Genomic DNA, 15,077 nt, shown 5'->3' with positions numbered 1-15,077 from the left:
GGCCGGTCCGACGTCCCGCTCCGGCCGGGTGGCCGTACGGAGGCGGGGCCGGTCCTCAGGACAGCCCCGAACCCTCCTCGCGCGCCGCCTCCTCCGCCTCCACGGCGGACCGCTCCTCGCGCAGCCGCACCACGTGCCGGCGGCGGGCCACCACGCAGTACGCCGAGGCCGCGCTCGCCACGAACGACACCGCGCCGATCCACGGCCGGTCGAGGACGTGCCCGGCCAGATGGTCCAGCGAGTACCGCCCCGCACCGGACACGCCCAGCGCCAGCCCGGTCGCGCCGAGGAACGCCGGGTACTCGTAGCCGCCGGACGTCATGAAGAAGCCCGCCGGGGCGTGCACCGCCACCGCCCCCGCCATGGTGCCGGCCACCACCGCACCGGCCGCCGGCGTCGCCAGCCCGGCCACCAGCAGCGCGCCGCCACCCGCTTCGCCGAGGCCCGCCGCCAGGGCGTTCTGCCGCCCCGGGTGGAAGCCCATGTGCTCCATCGCCTTGGCGGTGCCCTCCAGGCCGGCGCCGCCGAACCAGCCGAACAGTTTCTGGGTGCCGTGCGCGATCAGCACCCCGCCCACAGCGCCGCGCAGGGCCAGCAGACCGAGATCCTTGCGGTTCAGACACATGTCGAATCCTCGTTCCAGCGGAGGGTGGTCCGGCTTCCATCCCAGCCGAAAGGGCGAGCCGGCTCGACTCGGGACCGCCATCCGGGCGAATATCGAAGCAGTGAGGAGTGGAGTCCCGATGACCCGGCGGCAACCCGAGTACCGGCTGGACGGCGGCACGATCACCGACCGCGAGGCCTTCTACACCGCCCTGGGGGCGGCCCTGAACGGCCCCGGCGGCTACTACGGCGGGAACCTCGACGCGCTCGCCGACTGCCTGCGCGGCGGCTTCGGCCCCACGCCCCCGTTCACCCTGGTCTGGCGGGACGCCGGCATCGCCCGCAACCACCTGACCGGCACGGTCTTCCTCGGCGAACGCGCCCTGAGCTACTTCGACGCGATCCTCGACACACTCCGCGCCGGAGGCGTGGCGGTCGATCTGCGGTAAATCGCCCCGGTCATGCTTGCCCCTATGTTCGTCTTCAACCTGAGCAGCGCTTTCATCGCCTTCTTCGCCGTCGTCGGTCCGCCCAAGGTCCTGCTGTCCTTCGCCCGGCTCGCCTCCACCCGCACCACCGGGGAGCTGCGCAGGCTGGCCGCCTGGAGCACGATCATCTCCGCCGTCGTCGGCCTGCTGCTCGCCTTCAGCGCGGACTTCGTCACCTCGCTGTTCCACATCTCCGACCAGTCCCTGCAACTGGCCGGCGGCGCGATCTTCTTCATCTACGCCGTCGCGCTGGTCCTGGGCATCCACCTCGGCGGCGGCGACGAGGACACCGAGCACCTGCCCAACCCGCTGGTGGACGGCATCCGCGAGCTGCTGCTGCCCTACATCGCGAGCCCGCTCGCGGTGACGGCGGTGCTGGTGGGCTCGCTCGCCAAGAACGACTGGGGCTGGCGCGTCACCGTCGCCGGGGCGTACATCGCCGTCGTGGTGATCAACTACGTCTGTGTGGCGCTGCTCGCCCCGCTGATGCAGCGCACCCACCGCACCTCGCTGGAGGTGCTCTCCCGGCTGCTCGGCCTGCTGCTGGCGGCGGTCGGCGTGGAGCTGTTCCTGACCGGCCTGGCGGGCCTGGGCCTGCACCTGCCCGACGGGCACTGAGCCCGCCCGGCGGGCGCCGCGGCGGTCCGGCTCAGCCGGCGGCCAGCAGCTCCAGGACCTCGCCGATCCGCGCCCGGACCAGCGGGTCGGCGGCCAGGCCGTCCGGGCCGACGTCCTTGCGGTCCAGCGGGACCCGGACGCAGGCGTCCGCCACGAGGGCGGCGCCGGTGTAGCGGAGCACGGTGCCCAGCGCGGCCTCGGCACCCTGGCCCCGGCCCGGTGCGGCGGCGTTGATCCAGCCGACCGGCTTGTCCGAGATCTCGATCCCGCCGACCGTCCAGTCCAGCAGGTTCTTGAACGAGCCCGGCAGCGTGCCGGCGTACTCGGGGGTACAGATCAGCAGCGCGTCGGCGGCCTCGATGGCGGCCCGCAGCTCGACGACCGGCTCCGGCAGCGGGTCGGTGTCGTGGTCGGGGTTGAAGTGCGGCAGTCCGGCCAGCCCGGTGTAGTACGTCGTGGTGACGGACTCCGGCGCCACTGCGGCGGCGGTGCGCAGCACGGTCTCGTTGGTGGAGCCCGCGCGCAGGCTGCCGGGGATCAGGAGGACGTGACGGTTGATCGGCATGGCGATGAACCTACCGGCCGCTGCCGGAGCGTGTCCCACCACGTGCGTGCCCGGTCCGGGCCCGGCACTCTACGGCGCGACCACCGGCCGCCAGGGCACCGGGCTGGAGAGGATCATCGAGCTGGCCGGCTGGCCGTAGCCGCCGAGGCGGTCGATCAGCGCCTCGAAATCGGCCATCGCGGGCACCGCGACCAGCAGCACGCAGCAGGCCCCGCCGGTGACCCGGTGCAGTTGGAGCACCTCGGGCCAGCGGGCCACCGCCGGATCGCGCAGCACGCAGCGGGGGCCGTAGCACTGGAGCTGGACCAGCGCGGTGATCGGCAGCCCGGCCCGGGCGAGGTCGACGTGGGCGTGGTACCCGGTGATCACCCCGTCGGCCTCCAGCCGGCGCACCCGCTCGGCGACGGCGGGTGCGGACAGGCTCACCCGGCGGGAGAGTTCGTTGTAGGAGAGCCGGGCATCGGCCTGCAGCTCGGCGAGCAGGCGGCGGTCGACGGCGTCCATGGCGGCTCCCGGCGGGTGGGTCGAGTGGCTGGATCCCGCTGTTTTGCGATCGTAAGGAGGACCGACGGAAAGACCTCTTGAACGATAAGCACGGATGCGGTTGCCGTGCCCGAAGCCCATTCAAGAACGGGCAGGGACCGCCGCACAATGGGGCCCCCGGCGGCGTCCGGGTCACCAGGAGGGATCACGATGGGGCACGACACGGTGGAAACACCCAACCTGTCGTTCGGTCGGGACGGGGAGCCGGGTCGAGGCACCCCGTACGCCCGCTACGTACGGCTGGAGGAGCTGCACAGCCTGCAGCACCCGCGCAGCGAGGTGCCGGCCGAGCTGTCGTTCATCGTCACCACCCAGGTGATGGAACTGCTCTTCGACCTGCTGCGGCACGAGTGGACGCTCGCCCAGCGGGCGCTGCGCGAGGACGACCTGCCGGCCGCGCTGGCCGCGCTGCGGCGCGGCACCCACGTCCAGGACGTGCTGGTGGAGTCCTGGGACCTGCTGGCGACCATGACCCCGCAGGAGTTCAACGCCTTCCGCCCGGTGTTCGGCGAGGCCTCGGGCTTCCAGTCCTCGGCCTTCCTGCACCTGGAGTTCCTGCTGGGCAACAAGAACGCCGCCCTGCTGCGGATGTACGACGAGGCGCCGGGGACGCACGCCGAACTGACCGCGGCGCTGCGCTCCCCCGGCCTCTACGACGACGCGCTGGCGCTGCTCGCCCGGCGCGGCCTGGCGCTGCCGGTCGGGCCCGCCGAACCGTCCGAGCAGCGGTACCGGGCCGAGCCTGCGGTGGAGGCGGCCTGGCGGCGGGTCTACACCGAGCCCGGGTTCGCCGACCTGAAGGCGCTCGCCGAGGCGCTGCTGGACGTCGCCGAGCGGGTGACCCGCTGGCGCCGGCGCCACCTGGCGGCGGTGAAGCGCTCGATGGGCGCCAAGCCGGGCTCGGGCGGCTCCAGCGGCCTCGCCTGGCTGCGCAGGTCCGCCGAGCAGGACGTGTTCCCGGAGCTGTGGACCGTCCGGGACGAGCTGTGACGACGGAACCGACGGTGCTGCCGGGGCTGACGGAGCCGGAGAGAAAGGGACCCGCCGTGATCACGCGCGAGGAGTGCGCGGCGCTGGACGCCGCCGACCCGCTGGCGGGCTTCCGCCGGGAGTTCGCCCTGCCCGAGGGCGTCGTCTACCTGGACGGCAACTCGCTCGGCGCGCTGCCGGCCGGCACCCCCGAGCGGGTGCGGCGGGTGGTCGAGCAGGAGTGGGGCCGGGAGCTGATCCGCAGCTGGAACGACGCGGGCTGGTTCGAGCAGCCGTACCGGCTGGGCCGGCGGATCGCGCCGCTGGTCGGGGCCGAACCGGACGAGGTGGTGGTCTGCGACACCACCTCGGTGAACCTGTTCAAGGTGCTCGCGGCGGCGCTGCGGCTGCGCCCCGGCCGCCGCACCGTGCTCGGCGACGGCGCGGCCTTCCCGACCGACCTGTACATCGCCGAGGGCGTGACCGGCCTGGTCGAGGGCGCCCGCAGCGTGCTGGTCGCGCCGGAGGAACTGGACCGGCACCTGGACGGCGAGGTCGCCGCCGTCGTCCTCTCCCATGTGGACTACCGGACCGGCGAGTTGCTGGACCTGCCCGGGATCACCGCCCGGGTGCGGGCCGCGGGCGCCCTGATGATCTGGGACGTCTGCCACTCGGTGGGCGCACTGCCGGTCGAACTCGGCGCCGGCGGCGCGGACTTCGCGGTCGGCTGCACCTACAAGTACCTGAACGGCGGCCCCGGCTCGCCCGCCTTCCTGTACGTGGCGCGGCGGCACCAGGCCGCCGCCGCCCAGCCGTTGAGCGGCTGGTTCGGGCACGCCCGCCCGTTCGCCTTCGAGCCCGGGTACGACGCCAGGGCGGGCATCGGGCGGTTCCTGACCAGCTCGCCCTCGCTGCTCGGCCAGGCCGCGCTGGAGGCGAGCCTGGACGTCTGGGAGCGCGCCGACCTGGGCGCGGTGCGGGCGAAGAGCCTGGCGCTGACCGATCTGTTCGTCGCCCTGGTGGAGGGGCTGGACGGGATCGAGGTGGCCACCCCGCGCGAGCACGCCCGGCGCGGCAGCCAGATCGCCCTCCGGCACGCCGACGGCTACCCGGTGGTGCAGGCGCTGATCGCACGCGGGGTGATCGGGGACTTCCGCGCCCCGGACCTGATGCGCTTCGGCTTCACCCCGCTCTATCTCACGTACACGGACGTCTGGGACGCGGCCCGGCACCTGGCCGGGGTACTGGAGTCCGGCGAGTGGCGGCAGGAGCGGTTCGGCCGGCGCGGCGAGGTCACCTGAGGGCGGGATCACCCTCGCCGCCCGCACCCTGGGCCCGGCCGGGCCGGTGGCCTGCCGCGCGTGGGCGGGGCTGGTGCGACTCCGGCCGGGGTTCGGCGGCGGTGAACCTGGGCAGGCTGATATTTGACTGGTCATCATACTGTGGGAGGGACGCATGGACCTGGAACTCGGCCCGCTGATGCCCGGACCTGCCGAGCTGATCGTCGGTCTGGTCTGCTTCTTCCTGCTGTTCTGGCTGCTGGGCAGGCTGCTGCTACCGCGGGCGGAACGGGTGCTGGCCGAGCGGCGGGATGCCATCGAGGGGCGCACGGAGCGGGCCGAGGCCATCCGGGCCGAGGCCGAGCGGACCCTGGACACCTGCCGGCAGGAGCTGGCGGACGCCCGGCACGAGGCCGCGCGGATCCGCCAGGAGGCCACCGGGCAAGGTGCGGCGATCATCGCGGCGGCCCGCGAGAAGGGCATCCGCGAGCGCGACCGGCTGGTCGCGGAGGCGGGCGCCCGGATCTCCGTGGACCAGGCGCTCGCGGCGGTCTCGCTCCAGGCGGAGGTCGGCGAGCTGGCGGTCGAGCTGGCCGGACGGGTGGTCGGCGAGCCGCTGGCCGCCGTCGCCGCCCGGCGCGGCACCGTGGAGCGGTTCTTCGACGAGCGCTGAGCCGGAGCCTCGGCGCCCCTCGGGTACCTGCCGCGAGGACCGGCGTCCCGTCGTCGCGGGGTATGGGTCCTCGCCCCGCCGGGCAGAAGGCGGCTCCGGCGGGGCGCAGGGAACTCAGCGGTCCGTCAACACACGGGCTTGGGCCTCGACGGCATGCTCTGCATGTCGCACACCGCCTTCGGGTTGTAGTAGGCGGCGGCGCTGCCCGCCGTGCCGGCGCCGATCCCGATCAGCGCGACGAGGACGCCGGCCGCGACGGCCGCCCGGTGCTTGCGGGTGCGGGTGGTGGTACGAGCCACAGACGGTCCCTCTCCATGGGCCGGCGCCGGATCGATCGGCGCCGACAAGCGGTGAAGCGGCCCCTCCGGTGAGGGGCGACGGACCGAGGATCACCCGTCCGGACCGAGAGCGGGAGGTCATGCCGCGCCCTTGCCGACCCGGCGAATCCATGCCGCGGGCCGACAGGCTCGACCGACCCCTGGTGATCGCGCGACACCACGATGAACAATCGTTGACGTGGACCCCTCCGGCGCTCTCCGTGACTTCCTGCTCTCCCGCCGGGCCCGGCTGCGGCCCGACGACGTCGGGTTGTCCGGCCACGGGCCGAGGAGAGTCGCCGGGCTGCGCCGCGAGGAGGTAGCCGAACTGGCGGCCGTCAGCCTGGAGCACTACATCCGGCTCGAACGCGGCCACGCCTCACAGGTGTCGGACGCCGTCCTCGACGCCGTCGCCGACGCCCTCCGGCTGAGTCCGGGCGAACGCCGGTACCTGCACAGCCTCGCGCGGCCGCCCGCCGGACACGAGAAGACGAGCCGCGCCGGCGTCCGGCCCAGTGTGCAGCACGTCCTCGACTCGATGATCGACACACCCGCCTACCTGGTCGGCCCGGGCGGCACCGTACTGGCCTGGAACCGGCTGGCGGCCGCGGTCTTCGCCGACTTCTCCCGGATCCCCGCCGGGCAGCGGACCGTCGGGCGGCTGGTCTTCACCCACCCCCGCGCCCGACGCCTCTACGCCGACTGGGAGGCGAAGGCCCGCGAAGCCGTCTCCTACCTGCGGACCGAGACCGGAAAGCGGCCGCATGACCCGGCCCTCGCCGACGAGATCCGGCAGCTGACCGCCCGGAGCGAGGACTTCCGCCGGCTCTGGTCCGAACAGCTCGTCCTCGAAACCACGCACTCGACCGTCCGTCTGATCTGCCCGCCGTTCGGCCGGCTGGAGCTCTCCTGGGAGACCCTCCAGCTGACCGACAGCCCCGACGAGGTCGTACTCGTCTACACGGCCGCCCCCGGATCCCCCTCCGCCGAGGCGCTGCGCACACTGTCCCGCGCCGCCGGCATCACCCCGGCACCGGCCGACCGGCGCCCGCGGGGATGCTGAGCGCCGGGCCCGGCCGGATACGACGACGGTCAGGCGGCCCGGTTCGGGAACCGGGCCGCCTGACCGTCGTTCAGTACTGTCGAGCCGCCGGACAAGCCCTAGCTGTGGCGTCCGCGGCGACGGGCGGCCAGGACGGCCAGACCGCCGAGGCCCAGCAGGCCGACACCGGCCAGGCCGAAGACGACCGGCGCGTTGCCCGCTCCGGTCGACGGAAGCTCACCGCCACCACCGGGGTGGTGGCTGTTCGAGTGGTGGCCGCTCGGGTGGTGGCTGGTCGGCGCGGGGCTCGACGAGGTCGGGGACGGGCTGTGGGACGGGCTGTGGGACGCGCTGGGCGAGGTGGGTGACGCGCTCGGCGAGGTCGGGGAGGACGACGGCGAGGTCGGCGACGAACTGGGCGACGTCGGGGAGGACGACGGCGAGGTGGGGGACGCGCTCGGCGACGTCGGGGAGGACGACGGCGAGGTCGGCGACGCGCTCGGCGACGTCGTGCAGTCCGGCAGGTCCCCGTCGAACGGGTAGCTGTGGATCTCGTAGCCGCCGCTGCCGGTCTGGATCAGGTTGCCCGCCAGGTACACCCGCCCGTTGAGACCGGGGGTGGCGATCGTGGTCGTGCCGCCCACGTTGCCCGCCATGACCGAGCCCTGGAACTGCGCGCTCCCCAGGATCTGCGCGTTGGTGGAGGTGGGGAAGTTCCACATCAGCTTGGAGCGCATGTCGGTGGTCGGGTCGCCCGGCAGACCGGTACCGGTGTAGGTGTTGATGATGGCGTTGTCCGACAGCATGTTGACGACGACGGTGGCGCCGGCCGGGATGTTGTTGAAGACCAGCCCGATCTGCTGGGTGGCCGTGCCCAGGTTTCCGGTGACGTTGAAGACCTGCCGCATGCTGGTCCCGTCACCGGTGAAGGTCGCCTCGCTGTTGGTGACCGCGACCGTGCCGGTCGCGGTGGCCTGGCCCGCGCAGGTGGAGGCCTCCTCGATCTGGGAGAGCACCGCCTGGTAGGGCGCGGCGGCGTTCGGGTCCTTGATCGCCTGACCGGTGGGGTCGATGTTGACGATCCCGGAGAGCGTGCCGGCGTAGCGGAGGTTGCCGAACGCCGGGCCGGTGGAGTCGCTGCCACCGATCAGGATCTGGTTGCCGGTGACCACGTCGACGTTGCCGCCGACGGTGACGAAGTCGCTGCCGTTGGGCGGCACGACGCGCGAGCCGACGCCCACGACGCCCATGTTGAAGGCGCCGCCGCCCTGGCTCTTGTCGACGGTCAGGTTCCCCAGGGTGACGATCTTGCCCTCGGCCTCGGCGGCGCGGCCGTTCACGGTGTAGTTGCCACCGGTGAAGATGTTGATCGTGGAGTCCCGGCCGGTGAAGTCGCCGTTGTTCGGCGGCGGCCAGGTGGCCGGGCAGTCGGGCCCGGTGCAGGCGCCCAGCGGCGGCGCCAGCGGGGCGGCCGAACCGACCGTCAGCACCGCGGCCATCGGCAGCACGGCGAGCGTGGTGGCCACCGCCACCCGAACGGCCCGACGCCTGCGGGCCGTCGGCGGACTTTTCACGGCGGTCGTTCTGTGATCCGGCGTACCGGTGCCCTGACCCATCGACACATTCCTCCGCACATGGAAAAGGGCAGGCCTCACAACTCCTGCCACGTTTTCGTCCGATCACCGGGTAATCCCGGCCGATCCGGGACATCCAACCCCAAATCGGACTATCTATACCCTACAGACCATCAGGCGTGATATGGAAATCATCCGGCCGGCGCAGCGGCCCCGTCCTTTCGCCGACCCCGCTAGGTTGGGAAGCATGACTTCCGAGGACCTGGACCAGAACGCCCCGCTCGCCGCCGTCGCGGCCAGCGCCGACGTCCTGCGGCACCCCGAGGCCGGCGAGCACCTGCTCACCGCCGTCGAGCTCGAACGCGCCGCGCGCTTCCGGCACGAGTCGGGACGGGTGGACTTCACCGCCGCGCACATCCTCGTCCGGCTCTGCGCCGCCCGGCTGCTCGGCGTCCCGGCCGCCGGGCTGACCCTGGCCCAGAACTGCCCGGACTGCGGGAAGGGCGACCACGGCAAGCCGTACCTGCCGGACCACCCGGGCGTGGAGGTGAGCCTCTCGCACACCAAGGGCGTGGTCGCGGCCGCCGCCGGACATCAGCCGGTCGGCGTCGACGTCGAGCTGTCGACGCGCGGCGGATCGCTTCTCCCGGTCGCCCAACGGGTACTCGCCCCGGCAGAGTTGCGCCTGGTCGAGGCGCACCCGGAGCCGGATCGGGCGTTCCTGCGGCTCTGGGTACGGAAGGAGTCGCTGATCAAACTCGGCCGGACCAGCCTGGACACCCTCGCCGCCGTCGACCTCTCCGCCCTGCCGCTCGACGTCCCTCCGGGTGCGCCGCTGCGCAGCCGCTACCAGGACCTCCACCTGCTCGACTGGGCCGACGAGGACCTGGGCGGCGCGGCCGTCTCGGCCGTGAGCACCGTCGCGCCGCGGGTGGTCGCGCTGACGCCGCCGACAGCCCGCTGAACAGCCCGCGAAGGACGGCCACCCGACCGGCGGGGCCCCGGATAAGCGGTGTTAGCGTGCGTGCTCAGGGCTTCGGAACCGGACGCCCCGGCTGCCCGCGCCGGGTGTGCCCGTCGCGCAGCCCGACGTCGGATTAAGGGTGTCCCCGCCATGGCCAAGTTCCTGCTGAGCCTGCACGTCCTCGCCTCGGTGCTGTTCATAGGCCCGGTCGCGGTGGCCGTCAGCATGTTCCCCCGCCGGGCCAGGGCCGCGCTCGCCGGCGGGCCCGACGGGGCGGCCGACGCGGGCGTGCTGCGGGTACTGCACCGGATCACCCAGGTCTACGCGCTGCTGGGGATCGCCGTCCCGGTGATGGGCATCGGCGTCGCCCAGGTGATGGACGTGCTCGGGCAGTCCTGGATGATCGTCTCGATGGTGCTCACGGCCCTCGCCGCGCTCTCGCTGCTGCTGTTCGTGCTGCCCGCACAGCAGGCGGCGGTGGACGCGCTCGACCTCGGCGCCGAGGACCCGGAACACGGCAAGGCCGTGCAGGGGCTGCGCCTGCTGCCGATGACGGCCGGGGTGTTCAACCTGCTCTGGGCGGTGGTCGTGGTCCTGATGATCATCCGGCCGGGCTCGACCACGGGCGTCTGAGAACGCCACGGTTCGGCCACTGCGGTCCGGTCTCCCGGTAGTACCGTCCTGGCATGACGACGGCGGAGACCGGAACCGGTACGGGCGTGGGGGCGCTGCTGCGCGGCTGGCGCGAGCGGCGGCAGCTCAGCCAGCTGCGACTGGCCCTGCGGGCCGACTCCTCGGCCCGGCACATCAGCTTCATCGAGACCGGCCGGTCCCGGCCCAGCCAGGAGATGGTGCTGCGGCTCGCCGAGCACCTGGACGTCCCGGTACGGGAGCGCAACACGCTGCTGCTGGCGGCCGGTTACGCCCCGCACTACCCGGAGACCCCGCTCGACGACCCGGCGATGGACGCCCTGCGCGGCGGTATGGAGCGGCTGCTGGCCGCACACGACCCGTACCCCGCCCTGGTCGTCGACGGCGTCTTCCGGGTGCTGGCGGTCAACCGCTCGCTCGGCGTCCTGCTCGACGGGGTCGCCCCCCGGCTGCTGGCACCGCCGCTCAACGCGATGCGGATCACCCTGCACCCCGAGGGGCTGGCACCGCGGATCGCCAACCTGCGGCAGTGGCGGCGGCACCTGCTGGAACGGATGGAACGCCAGATCGAGCTGGTCCGCTCGGCGCCGCTGCGGGCGCTGTACGAGGAGGTCAGCGCCTACCCCGAGCCCGCGAACCGGCTGCTGGACGACACCGACGAGGACATCGCCGAGCTCTTCCCGTTCGCGCTGCCGCTGCGGGTGGCGTACCGGGGGCGGGTGCTGTCGTTCCTCTCCACCGTCGCGACTTTCAACACCCCGATGGACGTGACCGTCTCCGAGCTGGCCATGGAGACCTTCCTGCCGGCCGACGCGCAGACCGCGGCGGTGCTCCGGGAGGCGGCGCCCCGGGAAGCGGTGCCCCGGGCGTAGCGCGGCCTGGTCAGCGGGAGAGCGCACCGGTCCGGCGCAGGGCGGTGAACTGCAGGGCTCCGAACAGGGCCACGACGGCGGCCTGCAGCGGGATCCAGACCAGCCCGGTGGTGGTCGGCTCCAGCCAGGCCGCCATCGCCACCAGGCTGAGCACCACCCAGGCCAGGTTGATGTCGATCACCGCCAGCACGCCGAGCCGCGGCGGTCGCCGGCGGGCGGCCAGGACGCCGACCGCGGCACCGAACACCGCCAGGACGGCGCCGAGGCCGAGCAGGGTGGCGCGGCCTGCGCCGAGCAGGTCACCGAGCTGTCCGGGAAAGGCCAGATAGGCGAGGCCGTTGCCGCCGCTGACCACCGCGTCCAGGGCCAGGAAGCCGCGCAGGGCCTTCCACGGGGCGTCGACGGGGGTGAGGGCGGTACGGCCGCCGGGCAGGGTGTTCGCGGACATGGCGGATCAACCTCCGGGAGGAGTCGGGGCAGGGGGCCGGGGCCCGGCGCCGCGTTCGGCACCGGGTGCTCCCCACCCTGCCCGGCCGGCCGCCGGCCGTCGATTACCTCCGAGGTCATGCACCTCCGAGGTCATGGCCCACCGGCTCAGGCGTACGGCCCGGTGCGCCGAAGCGGTACGCCCCCCTCGGGCGCCGCCCGGCCCCCGGGGCGGGCCGGGTGGGCCGGGCCTCCGGCGTCCGCCAGGCCGAACAGCCGGGCGGCGTTGTCGTGGCAGACGGCCCGCAGCCACTCCTCCCCCAGGCCCGGCCGGGCCAGCGCGTCCAGCTGGTGAACGTACCGGTACGGAATGTTGGGGAAGTCGCTGCCGAGCAGGACCTGCTCCCGCAGGCCCCGCAGGCGCGGCAGTTCGGCGACCGGGAACGGGGTGTCGCGCTCGGCGAAGTCGGTGAACGCGATGGTGGTGTCGAGGCGGGCGCCGGGGTGGCGCTCGACGAGGTCGAGGAAGTCGGTGTACTCGGGCATGCCCAGGTGGGCGACCACCAGGTTGAGCCGGGGGTGGCGGGCGAGCACCCGGCCGACCGGACCGGGGCCGGTGTACTTGCCGGGGACGGGACCGGAGCCGCAGTGGGTGACCACGGGGGTGCCGGTCTCGGCGAGCAGGCCCCAGACCTCGTCGAGCAGCCGGTCCGCCGGGTCGTACCCGCCGACCTGGAGGTGCGCCTTGAACACCCGGGCCCCGTCCGCCAGGGCCCGTGCCACATAGCCGGGCGCGCCGGGCTCGGGGAAGAAGGTCGCGGTGTGCAGGCAGTCCGGGGTGCGGGCGGCGAAGTCGGCGGCCCAGGCGTTGAGCCAGCCGGCCATGCCCGGCTTGTGCGGGTAGAGCATCGAGGTGAACGCCCGGACGCCGAAGTCCCGCAGCCGCTGGACGCGTTCGGCCTCGTCCTCGCGGTAGGTGATCGGCCAGGGCCGGTCCACCAGCGGGCCGGCCCGGTCGAAGTACGCCCAGACCTTGTCGAGGACGTTCTTCGGCATGAAGTGGGTGTGGACGTCGATCAGGCCGGGCAGGCCGAGGCCCTGCCAGAAGGCGCGGACCTCGGCCGCCTCCGCGCGCCGCCCGCCGGGGCCTTCCGGCCGCCCGGCGGTGGCGGCGCTCACGCGGGTACCGGACGGGCGCGGTCGATGATCGTCCCGACCGCGAGGCCGGCGGGCAGGGTGCCGAAGGCGGCGCCGTGGTCACCGCCGAGGCGGGAGGCGCAGAACGCGTCGGCCACCTCCGGACTGCCGTGGCGGACCAGCAGCGCGCCCTGGAAGGCCAGCGCCATCGACTCGACCAGCCGGCGCGTCCGGTACTCCAGGTCCGCCGTGTCCCCGAGCTGCTTGCGGAGTCCGGCGACGGCCGCGTCGAGCCGGCGGTCCGCACCGGCGGCCGCGTCCAGTTCGCCGAAGAAGGCCTCGACCGTCTCCGGGTGCTTGGCCATGGCCCGCAGCGCGTCCAGGGCGGCGACGTTGCCGGAGCCCTCCCAGATCGAGACCAGCGGCGCCTCCCGGTAGAGCCGGGGCATACCGGACTCCTCGACGTAGCCGTTGCCGCCGAGGCACTCCAGCGCCTCGGCGGCGTGCGCCGGACCGCGCTTGCAGACCCAGTACTTGGCGACGGCCAGCCCCAACCGCCTTACCAGCGACTCGGTTTCGTCCCCGGCGAGGGCCCGGTCGGTGGACTGGGCAAGGCGCATCGCGACGGTGGTGGCCGCCTCGGACTCGACGACCAGGTCGGCGAGCACATTGCGCATCAGCGGCTGGTCGATCAGCTCCTTGCCGAACGCCCGCCGGTGGAGGGCGTGCTGGACCGCCCGGGTGGCGCCGAGGCGCATGCCGGAAGCGGCGCCGATGGTGCAGTCGAGCCTGGTCATGTTGACCATCTCGATGATGGTCCGCACACCCCGGCCCTCCTCACCGACCAGCAGGCCGACCGCGCCGTCGTACTCGATCTCGGCGGAGGCGTTGGACTTGTTGCCCAGCTTGTCCTTGAGCCGCTGGAGGAGCAGGAGGTTGCGTCCGCCGTCCGGGAGCACCCGCGGCAGCATGAAGCAGCTGAGACCGCCCGGCGCCTGGGCCAGCGTCAGGAAGAGGTCCGACATCGGGGCGGAGGTGAACCACTTGTGGCCGGTGAGCCGGTAGGTGCCGTCGGCGTACGGGGTGGCGGTGGTGGTGTTGGTGCGGACGTCCGAGCCGCCCTGCTTCTCCGTCATCGACATGCCGGCGATCAGGCCGCGCTTGCCGTGCGGCTCGCGCAGCCCGAAGTCGTACTCGGTGGCGGCCAGCAACGGCTCCAACTCGCCTGCCAGGGCCGGGTTCGCGCGCAGGGCCGGCACCGAGGCGTAGGTCATCGAGATCGGGCAGGTGTGGCCGGCCTCGACCTGGCTCCAGACGAAGAACTTGGCGGCCCGGGCGGTGTGCGCGCCCGGCCGTTCGTCGCGCCAGGGGGCGGCGTGCAGACCGTGGCCGACGGCGGTGCGCATCAGCTCGTGCCAGGCCGGGTGGAACTCGACCTCGTCGATCCGGTGGCCGAAGCGGTCGTGGGTACGCAGCACGGGCGGGTTCTCGTTGGCCAGCCGGCCCCACTCGGCGGCCTGCTCGGAGCCGGCCAGGCGGCCGAGTTCGCGCAGTTCGGGTTCGGCCCAGCCGGCGCCGGCCCGGTGCAGGGCGGCGAGCAGGGACGGGTCGGCGGCGGTGTCGTGTCCGTACGGCAGGGGCACCTGGTTGGTGACCTCATGCGTCGCTGTCATCGCGTCCTCCCAGGGCACGCAGGGTGAAGGAGACCAGGGCCGGGACCACCTCGGGCACGGTGCCGGAGGTGGCGGCTTCGGGGGTGGCGGCTTCAGCGGCTGCGGGGGCAGCGGCTTCAGGGGCTGCCGCGAGTGGGCCGGCCAGTGCCTCGGCGACCGCGCCGACCAGCGCGGCGGCGGTCAGCTCCGGCTCCTGGCGGGGCAGTTGGCCGGCCGCCACGGCGGCGGCGATCTCGGTGGCGATCACGTCGCGGAAGGCCCGCCGGAACACCAGCCGTTCGGCGTCCACGACGGCGTCGGCCGGCTCGACCAGCAGCGCGTAGGCGAGTACGGGCGCGCGCAGGGCGCGGGTCGCGAAGGTCTCGACCACGGCGGCGATCCGCTGTCGCGGGGTCTCCCGGCAGGCGACGGCGGCGGTGACGGCGGCGATCTCGCGGGTGACCACCCGACGGAACAGTTCGACGGACAGCTCGGCCTTGCCGGCAAAGTGCTGGTACAGGCTCCCGGTGGCGATCCCGGTGCGGTCCGCCACGGCGGCCATCGAGCAGCCGCCGTAGCCGCGCTCGGCGAGCAGCCCGACGGCGGCCTGCAGTACGGCCTCGCGCTGGGCGTCCAGGCGGGCTTGTACGGCGGGCGTGCGACGGTAGGCCATAGAAGTATTGAAGCACTGATTCACCGCTTC

At 73.6% G+C, this 15,077-nt stretch carries 18 protein-coding genes; 9 read left to right on the top strand and 9 right to left on the bottom strand.

The genetic code is table 11. From position 1 onward, the window contains the following. Nucleotides 1-55: 55 nt before the first annotated feature. On the bottom strand, nt 56-625 hold the full coding sequence (locus ACIP82_RS08705) for a DoxX family protein (RefSeq protein ID WP_400652184.1): 570 nt from the start codon (nt 623-625) through the stop codon (nt 56-58). Nucleotides 626-743: 118 nt separating this feature from the next. Between ACIP82_RS08705 and ACIP82_RS08700 the strand changes: the two genes are divergently transcribed. Then, nucleotides 744-1,052, top strand: a complete 309-nt coding sequence (locus ACIP82_RS08700) for a barstar family protein (RefSeq protein WP_400652181.1) — start codon at nt 744-746, stop codon at nt 1,050-1,052. Nucleotides 1,053-1,076: 24 nt separating this feature from the next. After that, the gene (locus tag ACIP82_RS08695) at nt 1,077-1,709 is read left to right on the top strand and encodes a MarC family protein (protein ID WP_400652178.1); all 633 of its coding nucleotides are present in this window, start codon (nt 1,077-1,079) and stop codon (nt 1,707-1,709) included. 31 nt (nt 1,710-1,740) lie between these two features. Here ACIP82_RS08695 and ACIP82_RS08690 read toward each other — a convergent pair whose 3' ends face one another. Together ACIP82_RS08690 and ACIP82_RS08685 are read right to left on the bottom strand one after the other, a co-directional pair. Further along, nucleotides 1,741-2,274 carry an NADPH-dependent FMN reductase gene (locus ACIP82_RS08690; protein WP_363607078.1) on the bottom strand — a complete coding sequence of 178 codons (534 nt, stop codon included), beginning with the start codon at nt 2,272-2,274 and terminating at the stop codon, nt 1,741-1,743. Nucleotides 2,275-2,343: 69 nt separating this feature from the next. After that, nucleotides 2,344-2,778, bottom strand: coding sequence for an Lrp/AsnC family transcriptional regulator (locus tag ACIP82_RS08685; RefSeq protein ID WP_363607079.1), 435 nt, complete (start codon nt 2,776-2,778; stop codon nt 2,344-2,346). A 189-nt stretch (nt 2,779-2,967) separates the two neighbouring features. Here ACIP82_RS08685 and ACIP82_RS08680 point away from each other — a divergent pair, with 189 nt between their 5' ends. From ACIP82_RS08680 to ACIP82_RS08670, 3 genes are all read left to right on the top strand, one after another. Beyond that, nucleotides 2,968-3,807, top strand: coding sequence for a tryptophan 2,3-dioxygenase family protein (locus tag ACIP82_RS08680; RefSeq protein ID WP_363607080.1), 840 nt, complete (start codon nt 2,968-2,970; stop codon nt 3,805-3,807). 59 nt (nt 3,808-3,866) lie between these two features. Beyond that, nucleotides 3,867-5,087, top strand: coding sequence for a kynureninase (gene kynU / locus ACIP82_RS08675; RefSeq protein ID WP_400652346.1), 1,221 nt, complete (start codon nt 3,867-3,869; stop codon nt 5,085-5,087). Between the two features lie 154 nt (nt 5,088-5,241). After that, nucleotides 5,242-5,739, top strand: a complete 498-nt coding sequence (locus tag ACIP82_RS08670) for a hypothetical protein (RefSeq protein WP_400652174.1) — start codon at nt 5,242-5,244, stop codon at nt 5,737-5,739. 125 nt (nt 5,740-5,864) lie between these two features. Here ACIP82_RS08670 and ACIP82_RS08665 read toward each other — a convergent pair whose 3' ends face one another. Then, complete coding sequence (locus ACIP82_RS08665; protein WP_363607083.1) at nt 5,865-6,038, bottom strand: hypothetical protein; 174 nt, start codon at nt 6,036-6,038, stop codon at nt 5,865-5,867. Nucleotides 6,039-6,255: 217 nt separating this feature from the next. Between ACIP82_RS08665 and ACIP82_RS08660 the strand changes: the two genes are divergently transcribed. Continuing rightward, the gene (locus ACIP82_RS08660) at nt 6,256-7,119 is read left to right on the top strand and encodes a helix-turn-helix domain-containing protein (protein WP_400652171.1); all 864 of its coding nucleotides are present in this window, start codon (nt 6,256-6,258) and stop codon (nt 7,117-7,119) included. 98 nt (nt 7,120-7,217) lie between these two features. Here ACIP82_RS08660 and ACIP82_RS08655 read toward each other — a convergent pair whose 3' ends face one another. Continuing rightward, complete coding sequence (locus ACIP82_RS08655; protein ID WP_400652169.1) at nt 7,218-8,624, bottom strand: choice-of-anchor A family protein; 1,407 nt, start codon at nt 8,622-8,624, stop codon at nt 7,218-7,220. A gap of 295 nt (nt 8,625-8,919) precedes the next feature. On the opposite strand from ACIP82_RS08655, the gene ACIP82_RS08650 reads away from it, so the two are divergent. The 3 genes from ACIP82_RS08650 (at nt 8,920) to ACIP82_RS08640 (ending at nt 11,159) form a co-directional block, all read left to right on the top strand. Next, complete coding sequence (locus tag ACIP82_RS08650) at nt 8,920-9,636, top strand: 4'-phosphopantetheinyl transferase superfamily protein (protein WP_363607087.1); 717 nt, start codon at nt 8,920-8,922, stop codon at nt 9,634-9,636. Nucleotides 9,637-9,786: 150 nt separating this feature from the next. After that, a complete protein-coding gene (locus ACIP82_RS08645) occupies nt 9,787-10,269 on the top strand; it encodes a DUF2269 family protein (RefSeq protein WP_363607088.1) in 483 nt (160 codons plus the stop codon). A gap of 53 nt (nt 10,270-10,322) precedes the next feature. Beyond that, on the top strand, nt 10,323-11,159 hold the full coding sequence (locus ACIP82_RS08640) for a helix-turn-helix domain-containing protein (RefSeq protein WP_400652165.1): 837 nt from the start codon (nt 10,323-10,325) through the stop codon (nt 11,157-11,159). Between the two features lie 10 nt (nt 11,160-11,169). Here ACIP82_RS08640 and ACIP82_RS08635 read toward each other — a convergent pair whose 3' ends face one another. The 4 genes from ACIP82_RS08635 to ACIP82_RS08620 form a co-directional block, all read right to left on the bottom strand. Then, complete coding sequence (locus ACIP82_RS08635; RefSeq protein WP_363607090.1) at nt 11,170-11,607, bottom strand: hypothetical protein; 438 nt, start codon at nt 11,605-11,607, stop codon at nt 11,170-11,172. A gap of 146 nt (nt 11,608-11,753) precedes the next feature. Then, complete coding sequence (locus tag ACIP82_RS08630; RefSeq protein ID WP_363607092.1) at nt 11,754-12,764, bottom strand: amidohydrolase family protein; 1,011 nt, start codon at nt 12,762-12,764, stop codon at nt 11,754-11,756. Then, nucleotides 12,761-14,395 (bottom strand): acyl-CoA dehydrogenase family protein, encoded by a 1,635-nt coding sequence (locus ACIP82_RS08625; protein WP_400652161.1) that lies wholly within the window; start codon nt 14,393-14,395, stop codon nt 12,761-12,763. Before ACIP82_RS08625 ends, ACIP82_RS08630 begins: the two co-directional genes overlap by 4 nt. Then, the gene (locus tag ACIP82_RS08620) at nt 14,379-15,047 is read right to left on the bottom strand and encodes a TetR/AcrR family transcriptional regulator (RefSeq protein ID WP_363607096.1); all 669 of its coding nucleotides are present in this window, start codon (nt 15,045-15,047) and stop codon (nt 14,379-14,381) included. The genes ACIP82_RS08625 and ACIP82_RS08620 overlap by 17 nt, the downstream gene beginning before the upstream one ends. Nucleotides 15,048-15,077: the final 30 nt, after the last annotated feature.

The organism is Kitasatospora sp. NPDC088548, from assembly GCF_044753005.1.
Lineage (GTDB): Bacteria > Actinomycetota > Actinomycetes > Streptomycetales > Streptomycetaceae > Kitasatospora.
The sequence above is the reverse complement of the archived record's forward strand: the minus strand, read 5'-3'. Positions and strand labels throughout refer to the sequence as shown.

Excerpts from the sequence above, each read along its gene's own strand:
- ACIP82_RS08620 (WP_363607096.1), bottom strand. The coding sequence starts at position 15,047 with ATGGCCTACCGTCGCACGCCCGCCGTACAAGCCCGCCTGGACGCCCAG.
- ACIP82_RS08640 (WP_400652165.1), top strand. The coding sequence starts at position 10,323 with ATGACGACGGCGGAGACCGGAACCGGTACGGGCGTGGGGGCGCTGCTG.
- ACIP82_RS08705 (WP_400652184.1), bottom strand. The coding sequence starts at position 625 with ATGTGTCTGAACCGCAAGGATCTCGGTCTGCTGGCCCTGCGCGGCGCT.
- ACIP82_RS08685 (WP_363607079.1), bottom strand. The coding sequence starts at position 2,778 with ATGGACGCCGTCGACCGCCGCCTGCTCGCCGAGCTGCAGGCCGATGCC.
- ACIP82_RS08680 (WP_363607080.1), top strand. The coding sequence starts at position 2,968 with ATGGGGCACGACACGGTGGAAACACCCAACCTGTCGTTCGGTCGGGAC.
- ACIP82_RS08695 (WP_400652178.1), top strand. The coding sequence starts at position 1,077 with ATGTTCGTCTTCAACCTGAGCAGCGCTTTCATCGCCTTCTTCGCCGTC.
- ACIP82_RS08700 (WP_400652181.1), top strand. The coding sequence starts at position 744 with ATGACCCGGCGGCAACCCGAGTACCGGCTGGACGGCGGCACGATCACC.
- ACIP82_RS08650 (WP_363607087.1), top strand. The coding sequence starts at position 8,920 with ATGACTTCCGAGGACCTGGACCAGAACGCCCCGCTCGCCGCCGTCGCG.
- ACIP82_RS08690 (WP_363607078.1), bottom strand. The coding sequence starts at position 2,274 with ATGCCGATCAACCGTCACGTCCTCCTGATCCCCGGCAGCCTGCGCGCG.
- ACIP82_RS08670 (WP_400652174.1), top strand. The coding sequence starts at position 5,242 with ATGGACCTGGAACTCGGCCCGCTGATGCCCGGACCTGCCGAGCTGATC.
- ACIP82_RS08635 (WP_363607090.1), bottom strand. The coding sequence starts at position 11,607 with ATGTCCGCGAACACCCTGCCCGGCGGCCGTACCGCCCTCACCCCCGTC.
- ACIP82_RS08645 (WP_363607088.1), top strand. The coding sequence starts at position 9,787 with ATGGCCAAGTTCCTGCTGAGCCTGCACGTCCTCGCCTCGGTGCTGTTC.
- ACIP82_RS08625 (WP_400652161.1), bottom strand. The coding sequence starts at position 14,395 with ATGACAGCGACGCATGAGGTCACCAACCAGGTGCCCCTGCCGTACGGA.